Origin of the sequence: Phaeodactylibacter xiamenensis (assembly GCF_000759025.1) — a bacterium.
In the GTDB taxonomy this organism is placed as follows: domain Bacteria; phylum Bacteroidota; class Bacteroidia; order Chitinophagales; family Saprospiraceae; genus Phaeodactylibacter; species Phaeodactylibacter xiamenensis.
This window is the reverse complement of sequence record NZ_JPOS01000082.1, coordinates 132,339-146,820: the sequence shown is the minus strand read 5'-3', so window position 1 is coordinate 146,820 and position 14,482 is coordinate 132,339. Positions and strand designations below refer to the sequence as shown.

The 14,482-nt window shown below is 50.8% G+C and carries 10 protein-coding genes; 3 read left to right on the top strand and 7 right to left on the bottom strand.

The window, feature by feature from the left end:
* Window positions 1-369: 369 nt before the first annotated feature.
* The 3 genes from rimO to IX84_RS22550 all read right to left on the bottom strand — a co-directional run bounded on the left by rimO (window position 370) and on the right by IX84_RS22550 (window position 3,462).
* Entirely contained in the window at window positions 370-1,683 is a 1,314-nt protein-coding gene (rimO, locus tag IX84_RS22560) for a 30S ribosomal protein S12 methylthiotransferase RimO (RefSeq protein WP_044226200.1), read from the bottom strand.
* Window positions 1,684-1,756: 73 nt separating this feature from the next.
* Window positions 1,757-2,563 carry an ABC transporter permease gene (locus tag IX84_RS22555; protein ID WP_044226198.1) on the bottom strand — a complete coding sequence of 269 codons (807 nt, stop codon included), beginning with the start codon at window positions 2,561-2,563 and terminating at the stop codon, window positions 1,757-1,759.
* Between the two features lie 5 nt (window positions 2,564-2,568).
* Complete coding sequence (locus tag IX84_RS22550; RefSeq protein ID WP_044226196.1) at window positions 2,569-3,462, bottom strand: ABC transporter ATP-binding protein; 894 nt, start codon at window positions 3,460-3,462, stop codon at window positions 2,569-2,571.
* A gap of 139 nt (window positions 3,463-3,601) precedes the next feature.
* Between IX84_RS22550 and IX84_RS22545 the strand changes: the two genes are divergently transcribed.
* Both IX84_RS22545 and IX84_RS22540 read left to right on the top strand, forming a co-directional pair.
* On the top strand, window positions 3,602-5,152 hold the full coding sequence (locus IX84_RS22545; protein WP_044226194.1) for a cryptochrome/photolyase family protein: 1,551 nt from the start codon (window positions 3,602-3,604) through the stop codon (window positions 5,150-5,152).
* A gap of 61 nt (window positions 5,153-5,213) precedes the next feature.
* A complete protein-coding gene (locus IX84_RS22540; RefSeq protein ID WP_044226192.1) occupies window positions 5,214-7,175 on the top strand; it encodes a PKD domain-containing protein in 1,962 nt (653 codons plus the stop codon).
* Window positions 7,176-7,178: 3 nt separating this feature from the next.
* On the opposite strand, the gene IX84_RS22535 is transcribed toward IX84_RS22540, so the two are convergent.
* The 4 genes from IX84_RS22535 to IX84_RS22520 form a co-directional block, all read right to left on the bottom strand.
* Window positions 7,179-8,360, bottom strand: a complete 1,182-nt coding sequence (locus IX84_RS22535; protein WP_044226190.1) for a ribonuclease D — start codon at window positions 8,358-8,360, stop codon at window positions 7,179-7,181.
* A 105-nt stretch (window positions 8,361-8,465) separates the two neighbouring features.
* Window positions 8,466-10,007 (bottom strand): acyl-CoA carboxylase subunit beta, encoded by a 1,542-nt coding sequence (locus IX84_RS22530; RefSeq protein WP_044226188.1) that lies wholly within the window; start codon window positions 10,005-10,007, stop codon window positions 8,466-8,468.
* Window positions 10,008-10,020: 13 nt separating this feature from the next.
* Complete coding sequence (locus tag IX84_RS31390) at window positions 10,021-10,818, bottom strand: class I SAM-dependent methyltransferase (RefSeq protein ID WP_052516312.1); 798 nt, start codon at window positions 10,816-10,818, stop codon at window positions 10,021-10,023.
* Between the two features lie 42 nt (window positions 10,819-10,860).
* On the bottom strand, window positions 10,861-13,062 hold the full coding sequence (locus tag IX84_RS22520) for a tetratricopeptide repeat protein (RefSeq protein WP_044226186.1): 2,202 nt from the start codon (window positions 13,060-13,062) through the stop codon (window positions 10,861-10,863).
* Window positions 13,063-13,245: 183 nt separating this feature from the next.
* On the opposite strand from IX84_RS22520, the gene IX84_RS22515 reads away from it, so the two are divergent.
* Window positions 13,246-14,454, top strand: a complete 1,209-nt coding sequence (locus IX84_RS22515) for a pyridoxal phosphate-dependent aminotransferase (protein ID WP_044226184.1) — start codon at window positions 13,246-13,248, stop codon at window positions 14,452-14,454.
* Window positions 14,455-14,482 lie beyond the last annotated feature (28 nt).

Genomic DNA, 14,482 nt, shown 5'->3' with positions numbered 1-14,482 from the left:
ATACTGGTTCTCTAAAGGTACCGAATGGAATCCATCTTACAAAACAGCCACTTTGAAAAGAAGGCTGATTTAGTAGTGTTGCGAACCCTTTCCTCTGCTTTGTACCGTTTCAAATGTAGACTCAAAGGGTAAAGATTCCGAGAGAAACTCAGGGAACAGTGATGTATACTCAGGGAAGGAAAAAACAAGCGGTTATTGTATGCATAACAATTGCACTACCTTAATAGCCTGGCAGCATTCGTGGATAAGCTGGAGCAGATTGGGAAGCTCACACCCCGCAGCTATCACGCTTAATGTAGAGGGTTGCACCCCTGGTATTGACAGCTGGTGTTCACATTCTGTTTGGTGCAGTTTGTTATACGCAGGCTGTTATTCGACTACCTCGCCAAACAAATCATAATCCGTAGCCTCCGTAATGCGAACTTCCGCAAAATCACCCACCCGCACATAGTACTCAGCGGCTTTCACCAGGACTTCGTTGTCGACCTCGGGACTGTCACCCTCCGTGCGGCCTACAAAAAACTCGCCTTCCTTTCGGTCGAAGAGGACTTTCAGGGTTTGCCCTACTTTTTCCTGGTTTTTGGTCTCTGATATGGCTTGTTGTATCTCCATAATGCGATTCGCCCTTTCGGCTTTGGTTTCAGCGGGCACGTTATCCTCCAGTTCATAAGCGATCGTGCTTTCCTCGTGAGAATACTGAAATACACCAAGACGATCGAACCGCATTTCCTCCACGAAATCGCAAAGGTCCTGGAATTCCTCTTCTGTTTCTCCGGGGAAACCCACAAGTAAAGTGGTCCTAAGGGTTAGATCAGGTACTTTTTCCCGGGCAGTTCGAACCAATTCTACGGTTTCCTCTCTTGTAATTTGCCGGCGCATACGGTCAAGCACCGCGTTATTGGCATGCTGAAGTGGCATGTCCAGGTAATTGCAGATTTCCGGGCGCGAGGCCATCACATCAAAGATTTCCGTCGGGAACTTGCTGGGATAGGCGTAGTGCAGACGGATCCACTCAATGCCTTCCACATCAGCAAGGGCATGAAGCAAACGGGGCAGTTCGCGTTTTTTGTAGATGTCCAGCCCATAGTAGGTCAGTTCCTGAGCGATGAGCATCAGCTCCTTGACGCCAAAACGGGCGAGGTTTTTGGCTTCTTCCACCAGTGCTTCGATAGGCTTGGACACGTGCTTGCCCCGCATCAGGGGGATGGCGCAGAAAGCGCAGGTCCGGTTGCAGCCTTCAGATATTTTCAGGTAAGCATAGTGCTGGGGCGTGGTGGTGATGCGCTCCCCGATCAACTCATGCTTGTAGTCAGCATTGAGTTTGGCCAAGAGGCCAGGCAGCTCCAGGGTGCCAAAGTAGGCATCCACTTCGGGGATTTCCTGCTCCAGGTCGTCCTTGTAGCGCTGAGAAAGGCAACCGGTAACATAGAGCTTGTCAATGCCGCCCTGCTTTTTGATCTCCGCATAATCCAGAATGGTATTGACAGACTCCTCCTTGGCCAGGTCGATGAAGCCGCAGGTGTTCACGATGACCACGTTAGCATCCTCGTCATTGCTGTCGTGCACCACCTCGTAGTCATTGCCCCGCAACTGAGTGATGATATTCTCAGAATCCACCAGGTTTTTGGAGCAGCCCAGGGTGATGACGTTGACTTTATCCTGCTTTAAGGTCTTGGTTTTCATGTTATTCCCGTTTCGAGCCCGCAAAGATACGTCCCGGACTCCACAACATCAAACCCTTATGCCCCGGTTCTGTTCACAAATCGCTGCGGGTTACCCGCCAGTAAGCCAGGTAGAGGAACAAGGCGCTGTAAACGAGCACGGTAATTGAAGCTTCCCAGGGCTGTAAATAGATGCTAAATCCATACTTTGAGGTGAATTCATCGGCCATCTCCAGGAAAGGCAGAGCAACCAGATCTTCTACTGCATTCATCGGATAAAAATGCATGCTGCGGTGCTCTACGATTTGCAGGTGTACACCCCACCTTAGGATAAGCTCAATGAACATGATGTAAGCCAGGTAAAGAAACAGGGCAATCCCCGTACGCCGGATCATAAAGCCCAGAAAGAGGCCAAAGCTCATGTACCCGAAGCACATGAGGAAGTAACGGGGGATATAATCAGCATGCTGCCAGACTTTGTGCCAGTAGATGGCTTCCGTGTTCAGGTACCCGATGGTAAAACCACACAGGGCATAGTATAGCGCTGCCAGTAAACTCACCACCACGATCAGGTAAAACTTGCTGAGGAAATACTGTTGCCGGCTCAGCCCAGTGATGATGTTCTGTCGCATAGTGCGATAGCTATGCTCTGTTGTCACTACAACTATGGATAAGAAACCAAAGAAAAAGAAGCACAACCAGTTGCCGATGTAGCCCAGATACTGCCATACGGTAGGAAACATGAAAAACACCTCATTGGAGTTAATAGGCGGCGGCAGCTCATCAAACCGCAATCCCGTCAGTAGTATAGCGGGCAGCAAAATGAGGTAACAAACCGAAAAGAGCCGGAAAGAGGTCAGCTTCCGGATTTTCTTCCATTCCAGTCGGAGTAAATACAACATGAGGTTTATTGGTTGGCGGTGATTTCCAAAAATTCAGCTTCCAGGCTTTTCTTTACGATGCGCAGGTGAGAAAGGGTGTGTCCCTTACTGAACGCCCACTCATTGATCGCGGCAGCCAGCGTCTCATTTTCCAGGTGCAGCAGCAGGATTCCATTGTCCTGCAATTCTGCTTTTTTGATGCGGTTATCTGTCTTGAAAGCAGCTTGCAGCCCAGGCATGTCCTCGGCAGCGATTTCCACCAGAAAGTCGTCGCTAATGATCGCACCTACCGTGCCGGAAGCGAGTAGATGCCCATTCTTGATAATGGCGACATGGGAACAAACCTTTTCCACCTCATCCAGGATATGGCTGGCCATAATGATGGTCTTGCCTGTCTCGGCTATTCGTTGCAGGGTGTTCCGAATTTCGGCTATACCCTGAGGGTCGAGCCCGTTGGTGGGTTCATCAAAAATAAGTACTTCCGGATCGCCGACCATTGCCGAGGCAATAGCCAGGCGCTGTTTCATACCCAGAGAGTAGGTGCGGAATTTGGAAGTACGCCGCTCGTAAAGATTGACCAGTTTCAACAACTCCTCAAAGCGGGGTGCTTTTACCTGTTTGATGTGGGCTACGATCACCAGGTTGTCGATGGCGTTGAGGTAGGGATAAAAGTTGGGCGTTTCCAGCAAAGCACCTACATGACGGCGGGCATCACGGCCATACTGCCCTTCAAACCACTCGAAGGAACCGCTGTCCGGGTGTGTAATGTCCAGAACCATCCCCAGAGTGGTGGTTTTCCCACTCCCATTCGGCCCAAGGATACCGTAAGCCATCCCCTGCTCCACTTCCAGACTGAGTTCATCCACTGCTGTGATGCGGCCGTACCTTTTTGTCAACCCGTTGATTCGTAATACATTCATTTGAGGTCGTTTTTCCAATAGTGAACCTAATAAACGGAATTCACCGGAGCGAATGGCTTTTTTAGGCTAAACGACCCGATTTTTTAGATGAACCAAGTGACCGGATTCACGTTTCATCCCCGAACACCATCAACTGAATATGTCAAAATCTTACCGCACGCTCCGGCTTGTTTTGGGCGATCAGCTCAATCACAAACACTCTTGGTACGAAGATAAAGAAGCCGATACCCTCTACTTTCTGGCAGAAATGAAAAACGAGACGGGCTATGTCCGGCACCACGTCCAAAAAGTCGTCGGTTTTTTTCTAGCTATGCGCCACTTTGCAGACTACCTGCGCCAGGACGGTCACGAAGTGCTGTACTACACCCTGGATGAAGAGCGCAATCAACATTCGGTGACCGCCAACATTAAAGCGCTAATCGAAAAGTACTCCATTCAACGTTTTGAATATCAACTGCCGGACGAATACCGCCTCGACCACGAGCTCAAAAGCCTGTGCGGGCAGTTGGACATCGAGACCGAAGCGGTGGATACCGAACATTTCCTGACCGCCCGGGACGATGTGGAATCCTTCTTTGCCGGCAAGAAAACTTACCTCCTTGAAACCTTCTACCGGGATATGCGCAAACGGCACAACATCCTGATGGAAGAAGATGGCAAAACGCCACTGACCGGTCAATGGAACTACGATCAGGACAACCGCAAAAAGCTGCCTAAAAAGCAGGACATCCCCAAACCCCTGCACTTCAAACGCGATGTCACCGAAATCGTGGAGCTGATCAAAGCTGCTGGTGTGGAAACGATTGGCAGAATTGATCCGGAGTACTACTACTGGCCGGTTACCCGGGAAGAAAGCCTGGACCTGCTGGAGCATTTCACTAAAATCCGCCTCCACCTGTTCGGCACCTATCAGGATGCGATGACGGACCGGGACTACCTGCTATTCCACTCTAAATTATCCTTCGCCATGAACGCCAAGCTGCTTTCACCTCTGGAGGTTGTGGAAGCATGCGTCGATTACTGGGAAGGTCATCAGGAGCAAATTGACATCTCGCAAATTGAGGGTTTTGTGCGGCAGATCATCGGTTGGCGGGAATTCATGCGGGGCATTTACTGGGCCAAAATGCCGGAGTATGCCAAGCTAAACTACTTCGAACACAAGGCTCCCCTACCCGACTGGTACTGGACCGGCGATACGAAGATGAAATGCCTGCATACGGCTGTAAACCAGTCGCTGGACCACGCCTACGCCCATCACATTCAGCGCCTCATGGTCACCGGCAACTTCGCCCTCCTCCTTGGGGTCGACCCCGATGAGCTTGATCAGTGGTATCTCGGTATTTATATGGATGCCATTGAGTGGGTTGAAATCACCAACACCCGCGGCATGAGCCAGTTTGCGGATGGCGGCATCGTTGGCACCAAGCCCTACGTCTCCAGCGCCAATTACATGCATAAAATGAGCGACCACTGCACCAACTGCGCCTACGACCGGAAGAAGAAAGTCGGCAAGGATGCCTGCCCTTTCAATAGCCTCTATTGGGACTTTTACGACCGCCACAACGATAAATTAGGCAACAACCCGCGCATCGGTATGATGTACCGCATCTGGAACAAAATGGATAGCGAGCAGCAGGAGGCGATACTCAAGCGGGCTGAATATATTAAGGTCCATATCAACGATTTTTAATATTGAGTTAATCTACGGCAATTAAGCAATCTGTATATTGAGGTTGGAAAACCCCATTTTTATGAAAGTGCCTCAATTCTACCTTATCCTATTCTTTTTGATTGCCCATGTAACTGCGGTCGTCGCACAGACCTACATTATGGGACTAGACACCTTTGTTACCACCTGCTCAGGTGAGTTTTATGACGATGGTGGCCCAGGTAATGATTACCTGCCCAATGGCCTTCATCAGCTCACCTTTTGCCCGGAGGAAAACAACAGCAATATCCGAATCAGCCTGCCAGCGCTGTTCATTGAAGAAGGTGACCTGCTCTGCTTCTATGACGGCATGAATACAACAGCACCGCTGCTCATTTGTAGTGATCAGGTGTTGTATGGACTAGGGTTTACTGTTCAGGGCTCTATGGCAAACCCTTCAGGCTGTATAACTGCCGTATTTGAATCTGACGCCAACGGTAATGGCTTCGGCTGGGAGGGCAGCATCAGCTGTATCGAAGATTGTCAGCCTATTCTGCCTGCTATCGGGCTATCCGAGCCAGCCATCTCCAACCTGGGAACGCTAGACCTCTGCCCCGGGGATACGATGACGCTAAATGGAACCGCTACCTACCCTCAAAATGGGCTTGGCTACACGCAGTCCGATGAACTTACACACTTCAAATGGATTTTTGGAGACGGAAACTTTGCCGAAGGCGACACCGTGCACCATGTTTATGAATCTTCCGGCGGCTACTTGCTACAGCTCATAGCAACAGACACTGCTGGCTGTACCAATACCTTTTCTCTTCATCAGCGTGTACAAGTGTCGGAATATCCTGCATTCTTCACCTCAGAAGACACCACCACTTACTGTCCGGGAGACACCATAAGCCTGCTGGGCGGCACAGAGAACAACCCTGTGGAGCAAGCCATCGTTTCTGCCTATAATCCCGGTATGACTTTCCTTTACAGTGACGGGCAAAATCAGCAGTTATTCCTGCCTGATGGCAACGGTACAAGCTACACCGGTACTGTAAATGTCAATTCCTTCCCACCCGGCAGCACGATCATAAATGGAAATGAGCTGCAAGGGATTTGCTTGGACCTGGAACACTCCTACGCAGGCGACCTCGATATAGAGATCATCTGCCCAAATGGGCAATCAGCTTACATGATCAATTACGGCACCAGCTCTATAGGCTCCACCAACTTTGGAGAACCCTGGGCAACGGGCCCCGTCGATGTTGAACAAATGGACAGTACCCAGGGCATACCTTACACCTACTGCTTCAGTATGATTAACAATGATTTTGGAACACTCAATAGCGAAGCCGGTAACTTTATATACACTTACACCACTGTACCGAATGCGGAAGGCGAGCAATACACCTATGAGGATCACTATTTTCCAGCGGGCACTTACTTACCTGCAACACCACTGACAGCTTTGGAAGGTTGCCCTTTGAATGGAGCCTGGACAATACGGGTACAGGATAACCTTTATCAGGACAACGGATGGCTTTTCTTATGGAATATTAATTTCTTCCTGAATACGCTTCCGGCGTTTTCGGCGGATATTAGCAGTACCCAATGGCTTCCTTCTTCGTCGACCCTCTACGTTGACTCTACCGCCCTGATCGCTATTGCCGATACAATTAATCAAATGACCTTCCGTTTCGAAGCGACAAATGCCTTCGGCTGCCGGTCCGAAGAAACCATAACCATCCCTATACAGCAACCGGACGAAGCTCCCTGCGGAGTGGCGACGCGCGTCAAAGAGCCCCGGTCTAACGACCAGCAATTCTTACTTTATCCCAACCCTGCCCAAACAGAAGTACAAATCTCTTTTCCTGAAGCCTTGAAAAGCAATGGCTTACTCAGGCTGACCAACGCACAGGGAAGCCTCATCAGGCATATTGGGCTGCCTGAGGGCACAACGGAATATACACTTGACCTACAGGGGCTTGCCCCCGGATATTACGTCCTTTCCAGTCAGGCTTATTCCGGGCCGTTTACTGCTCGCCCACTCGTTATTGCAAAGTGAGGGCTAACGCGGCCAAAGCTCAATCCGGTCATCGTGCAAACGCACATCCATTTCCTTTGCCGTAGCCAGCCACTCGGTGAAGTAAGCGCCCAGCATCTCCTTGCGCCAGCCATCGCCTATGGCTTCCCGGGCGGTTTCTTCTCCGCTCCGAATGGACTTCAGGATCTGTCGGGGCACCACCATATTGATGGAAATCTCCTCCTGAATGCAGCGGTACTTGATCACGTGGTAGAGCAGCTCCATGAGCACGTCTTCTTCCGGAGAGGTGTCGGATTCGTACGGCAGGTGCTTTAGGATTTCCAGCTCTTCAGGAGTGGCTTCCCTGGTGTACAGCTTTTCAAACTCATCCCCATACTTTTTGGCCAGTTTATCCGGAATACGGCGGTTTTGTTTAAGGGCGTTGGCACCGGAGGCAATACCACGTACAATGTGGCTGATATACTTTGCAGGCAATACCATCTCTTTGGAGTGGTCCCGCCGCTCAGCCGTGGCATTGCGCCAGGCAAAAAGCCGTAGCAGAAATACCCGGTCTTTCTTTTTCAGGCTGCGCATGATGTTGCTGTTCAGCGCATCGTGGTTGGGGTCCTTATAATAGTAGGCTTCTTTTTCCAGGTGGGCGAATTCTTCGACCGCCCAGTGCGTACGCCCTCGTTTTTCCAACTTACGCTTCAGAGCCTCGTGCAGCTGAGGCAGGGGAATGACATCATCCAGGGCATACTTCAGGGCTTTGGTATCGAAAGGGCGTTTTTCCCAGTCAGCCACTGCATACCCTTTCTTGAGGTGCTGTCCGGTTTCTCCTTCCACCAGTTTGCGGAAGGAAGTGGGATAATTGTACCCGGCAAACCCGGCAGCAATCTGGGTATCGAAAACATTCTTCGGCAGGGTGCCGTACAGATTGTAAAGGAGCCGGTAGTCATTATCACCAGCATGAGTAATTTTCTCAATCCCTTTATCTTGAATAAGCCTGAGGAAAGGCCCAAGGTCATCCTTAAGCTTAATGGAGTCGATCAGGTAGAGCCCTGCATCAGAAATGGTCTGAATCAGGCAGAGCGTGGTCCGAAAGCGCTTTTCGCCCACAAATTCAGTATCGAAGCCCATCCACTTCAGGCCACGGTGGGCCTGATAGAAGTCTTCCAGTGCCTGAGGGGTTTCAATCAGTATGTAAGGTGGTAGTCTGTGCGACATCTTGTAGTGCTAAATAACAAATAGTGATTGCTATATCAGAACTGCCGGGAGGACTTGTAGCCGCCCGGCAGTTGGCAAATGTATCAAAAAGTTCTTACAGCTGGCTTAGAGTGGGATATTACCGTGCTTCTTAGCAGGGATTTTTGCCACTTTATTCTCCAGCATCGTAAAGGCTTTGATCAGTTTGCGGCGGGTGTAAATCGGGTCAATGACCTCATCGATAAACCCGCGGCTCGCAGCCCGGTAAGGGTGGGCAAACTTTTCCTGATACTCTTTTTCTTTTTCCAGCAGCATCGCTTCCGGATCTTCTGCTTCCATGATTTCCCGGCGGAAGATGATCTCAGAAGCACCTTTTGCTCCCATTACAGCGATCTCAGAGGACGGCCAGGCGAAGTTCATATCCGCACCTATGTGCTTGGAGTTCATTACGTCGTAGGCACCACCATAGGCCTTTCGGGTAATCAGCGTCACCCGTGGCACAGTAGCCTCGCTAAAGGCATACAGCAACTTCGCGCCATTGACGATAATGCCATTCCATTCCTGATCGGTGCCCGGCAGGAAGCCCGGTACATCCACCAGTACAAGGAGTGGGATATTGAAGCAATCACAGGTACGTACGAAGCGGGCGCCTTTCTTTGAGCTTTCCACGTCAAGCACGCCTGCCAGGCTCATGGGCTGATTGCCCACCACACCTATACTACGGCCACCAATACGGGCATAGCCTACCACGATATTGTCTGCGTAATTGGGGTGGATTTCCATAAAGCTGCCTTCGTCTACCACTCCTTTGACAACATCGCGGATATCATAGGGCTGATTGGTATTTTCCGGTACGATTTCCCGTAGCTGAGGCCTCAGTTCATCGCCCAGTTCATAAGGCAGTTTTGCCGGCTTGTCTTCACAGTTTTGAGGCATGTAGCTCAACAACCGCTTAATCTTTGCGATACAGTCAATGTCGTTAGCCGCAGTCAGGTGTGTAACGCCGGATTTGGTGGAGTGAGCAGAGGCACCGCCCAGCTCTTCAGCCGTTACTTCTTCGTTGGTTACTGTCTTGACCACGTTTGGCCCGGTCACGAACATATAGGAGGTGTTTTCCACCATGATCGTAAAGTCGGTCATGGCCGGAGAGTACACAGCACCACCGGCACATGGCCCCATGATGGCAGAAATCTGAGGAACCACACCGGAAGCCATCACATTGCGATAGAAAATATCAGCATAGCCACCCAGCGAGCGCACCCCCTCCTGAATACGGGCTCCCCCTGAATCGTTCAGGCCAATGACAGGTGCGCCATTCTTCATGGCCATATCCATGATCTTGCAAATCTTCTCGGCGTGGGTTTCTGACAGAGAACCTCCAAAAACCGTAAAATCCTGAGAGAACACATAAACCAGGCGCCCGTCGATAGTGCCATAGCCAGTAACCACGCCGTCACCCGGCACCCGTTGCTTGTCCATGCCAAAATCAGTACAGCGGTGCTTAACAAAGGCACCAATTTCTTCAAAGGAGCCCTCATCCAGGAGAAAATGTACGCGCTCCCGGGCAGTGAGCTTGCCCTTTTCGTGCTGCTTGTCAATGCGTTTTTGCCCCCCGCCCAATTCGGCTTTTGCCAGGCGGTCTTTTAACTCTACGAGTCGGTCTTTCATATTCGTAATAGGTTTACTTTTTTATAATGAAGCCTTTGCCGACAGAGTGTGCAGCACTGCGGAAAAGGGCATGGTCAATGGCGATAATCAGGTCTGTCAGCTTAGTCAGAAAAGGCTCCCGGGTAGAAGGCCGGAGTGCCATGCCTTTATCGGGCTGCCTTTGGAGGTTGGTAGCGTTGGCCTTGAAGATGCGCTGAACGATGCCCGTCCAGTACATTTCAAGCAGCCCGATGATATATCCACTTAGGTTTTGTTCAATCATTATGCTCAGCCGGTGCCGGTCTGACCACTGCCGGAATTCCGTTTTTGAGACGAGGTACTCATGCCCGAAGGCATAGGCGCCCTGTGGAATCCGTTTTTCGCTGAACCAGCTCAGCACCCGGTTGATCGGGTCGTAAGTTAGGGGAAAATCCAGAGATGGAAAAGTAATTAGGGCAATACCGTTGGGTTTTAATACTCTTTGTACTTCTTCGATCATCCTTTCCGGCTTGCCCACATGCTCAATCACATCTACGGAAGTGATCAGGTCAAAGTAGTTGTCCGGAAAGCTCAGATTCAGGGCATCTTCCACCCGGTAAGTCACATTTTTAAGCCCGGCATTGAGCTGACGGGCGTAGGCAATGTCCTGCTCATTGATATCACAGGAAATCAGCTCCTCACAGTATTGACTGATCATTGGGTCGTAATCGCCTTCTCCGGTGCCCAGGTTGAGGGCTTTGCCAAAATGGTGGCCCTTTGACAGCGTTTTGAGATTGCGCCGGACAAAGAGGTAGCGGTTGCGGTAGGTCGGGAAGAGTAATTTATAGTTCATTGCCGTATTTACATCAGGTTGAAAAGCCGCAAAATTAGCATTTTATAACTTTTGTGCTGCTTCCAGATAGCGCTGCGCATTTTGGTTGTCTCCCAAGGCCTGTAAAGCCTGCGCAGCCAGCTGATAGCCTGCCCGGAACCTGGGATTCGCTTCTATCGCTTTTTGAGCGCTTTCATAAGCTTCCCGGTACCGCTGCTGTTGCTGATGGATAAGCCCCATGTAGTAGTAAGCAGCAAAATATTCATCGTTGACACGGGTGGCGTAGTCGAAAGTCTGCAACGCTTCGGATGCCCGCCCTGTATTGAGATAAGCCAATCCCTGATAGAGAATGGCAGACTCCACATCCGGTGCCACCTCCAGGGCCTTTTGAGCTGCATTCAGCGCTTCATTATACTGTTGGGTATTGATGTAAGCATTAGACAAACCAATCCAGGCAATCTCATTGTCGGGGTGGTTTTGTACTTCTGCCGTAAATTGGCGGATCGCTTCCTGCCAGTTGCTTTGCTTGATCGCCTGTTGGCCATTGTAGGCAGCCAGGGTTTCGTTTTTCTCAATCGTGGCAATGGGTACGCCATTGGCCGTCACAGTGTGCACGGACTTGCTCGTAGGCCAGTTCCCCGACCGCAGATGAGCGCCCCGGATAAAGCGGGACGGGAAGATCGCGTAGTCCCAGGGCTCATCGTAGCGGGAGCTAAAGCGCACATACTCCATCTTCACTTTGCCGTTAAACTGCTCGCGGGTCTGACGGCTCGCTGGGTAGTAAAAGGTAGTGGCCAGTCGAATGGTGTCCTGCATTTGCTCACTCAGAATACCTTCATCTTCCATCCAATCGATCGCCTGCTTAACGCTAATGCCCCAATAGTCCGTTTCATAGGTACCAAAAGCGCCTTTCAGCCCACCACCAATGGGGTTAAAGTAGACATAGGACAAATGGGGATTGCGGACAATAAACTGGGTCGACTCAACCGCCATTAGCCCAAGAATGCCATACAGACCGTAAAGCATAGGCTTCTTATTGGCAAACAAATCCTCCAGGCTAATCCAAAACAGGGCCGCTACAGCAATCATGCTCGGGTAAATGAACATAAGGTGCCGCCAGCCATCGTGCAAGATAGAGTCCTTGTAAATGATATAGGCGACTGGGAAAACAGTAGCAAAATAAGCCAGCAACACAGCCGTTTTATCGTACTTGCTTAGCAATCGGGGCAGCAGGAACAAACTGCCCAGGAAGCCCACCAGCACATAGAGCGGAATCGTTTTCACAATCCAAACCAGCGGATAAGACCAGGCGGTATCATCAGACATTACGTTCTCCCCTTCAAACAACAACCGGATTTTCACGCCAAGTTGGGCAAACTCCGTCAATGCAGCTAATGGGTGCCCAATCGGGTCTACCAGGGCCGCCGGCCAAAACAAGACAGCAACGATGTACCCCACTACCGCAGCGCCGAGGCACCAGGCCAGGTACTGCCCAACGAGTTTGGTCTGTGTGGTCAGGCCTTTCACACCATATTTAAACAGAAAATCCAGCCCGGCGAAAAGCCCGAGGTAGGCAATCAGCAAAAGCCCGCCCGCCCGGGTAGCCAATGCCAGCCCTATGCCCAGAGCAAGCCCCAATACGTTGCGCCAGTCTGGCTTGGGGAGCGTACGGAATACCCGCACCATATAGTAGAGCGAAACAGCAAATCCGGCTGCAAACGGAATATCTTTAGGGTTCATCATGCTATGCCCCAGAAAACGGGGCGAGAGAAACAACATCCAAATAGCCAGCACGGCGGCCCGCCAGCCAGCGATCTGCCGGACAAACAGCCCGACAAACAATACCGCTAGCATGCCCATCAACGCATTAAACACATGCCGTACCTGATGGTAGCCCGTATCAAACTCATCGAACCCAAGGGCAGCATTGATCAGCCCGGTGGTCAGGTCAAAAAAGCCACCGTAGTAGTGCATATTCCCCTTCTCAATGTAAAGCGCAGCCGTATCCGCACCGAAGGAGGTGTAATAATCCACCAGCTTTCCAGAGTAGTCCACCTGGTACTCATCATCACCATTGATACCCGTACCCAATGACAATAAACCAGCCACCAGAACCATACCAATAATTGAAAACTGAAATATCTTTTTCAGCAATGGGTCATTAGGGCGCTCAGGCGGCGTGATCGCACATGCCTTTGGCGGTGCAGTTGCTACACTCCTGGCAGTAGTAGCCCCCTTCTTCGTACCTTGTTTTTTCTTACTCATGAATTGCGGTCGTATTTGGTCCGAAGATAGAAAAAAATGGACATTTGACTATCCCAGGCCCTTTTTGTAACATATTTTGCATCCTCAACTCTAATCCCTTCAAAAAAAGTGGAATGGATTGGTAAAATATCTAATTTTGCACCCGTCATTTTTTGATTTTATTAATGCAAAAACAACAAGCAAATGGCATTGGCAGCAAAGACGCACCTCGCTCAGCGCATTCTGGAAATGGAAGAATCCGCCACCATCAAGATGGCACAGATGGCCCGCGACCTGGCCGCAGAAGGGCACGAGGTTATCAGCCTCAGCCTCGGCGAGCCCGATTTTGACACCCCTGACTACATCAAAAAAGCCGCTAAGAAAGCCCTTGATGATGGTTACACCAAATACACGCCGGTCCCTGGCCTGGTGGAGTTGCGCAAAGCCATTCAGACGAAGTTCAAGCGCGACAACGGGCTGGAGTTTGACCTGAGCCAGATTGTGGTTTCCAACGGTGCTAAGCAGTCTATTGCCAATATTTGTATGTCCCTGCTTGACGAAGGCGATGAAGTGGCCATCCTGGCACCCTACTGGGTTTCCTATTCCGAAATCGTGAAAGTCGCAGGCGGCGTGCCCGTGCTGGTAAGCGCCGGTATCGAACAGGATTACAAAGTAACGGCAGACCAGGTGCGGGATGCCCTCACCGAACGTACTCGAATCCTGCTGTTCTCTTCCCCCTGTAACCCTACCGGTTCCGTTTACACCAAGCCGGAACTACAGGCTATTGCCGATGTCATTGCCGAGCGGGATGATATCTACATCATCTCTGATGAAATCTATGAGTACATTAACTTTACCGATGAGCACGTCAGTATCGGCTCTTTCGAAAACGTAAAAGACCGCACCGTTACCGTCAATGGCTTCTCCAAAGGATTTGCCATGACGGGCTGGCGCCTCGGATACATCGGTGCCCCACAGTGGATTGCCAGTGCCTGCGCCAAAATTCAGGGTCAGTTTACCTCTGGCGCCACCGCTTTCGGGCAAATGGCAGGTGCTCACGCCCTGACTTCCGATATGACGCCCACCCACGAGATGAAGACCGCTTTCCTGCAGCGCCGGGATATGATGATTGAGGAACTGAGTAAGATATCGGGCATGAAAGTCAACAAGCCGCAGGGCGCTTTCTACATCTTCCCTGATATCAGTGCCTACTTTGGGAAAAAAGCAGGCGACTTTGCCATCAACGATGCGGATGATTTCTGCGAATACCTTTTGAAGGAAGCCCACGTAGCTGTGGTCACCGGTTCTGCCTTTGGCGCACCGGAGTGCTTCCGCATTTCCTACGCTGCCAGTGAAACCGAACTGCGGGAAGCAGTGAAGCGGATTGCTGCGGCAGTGGAGCGTTTGGGGTAAATCCTATTGCAACGTAGAACACCCGGCG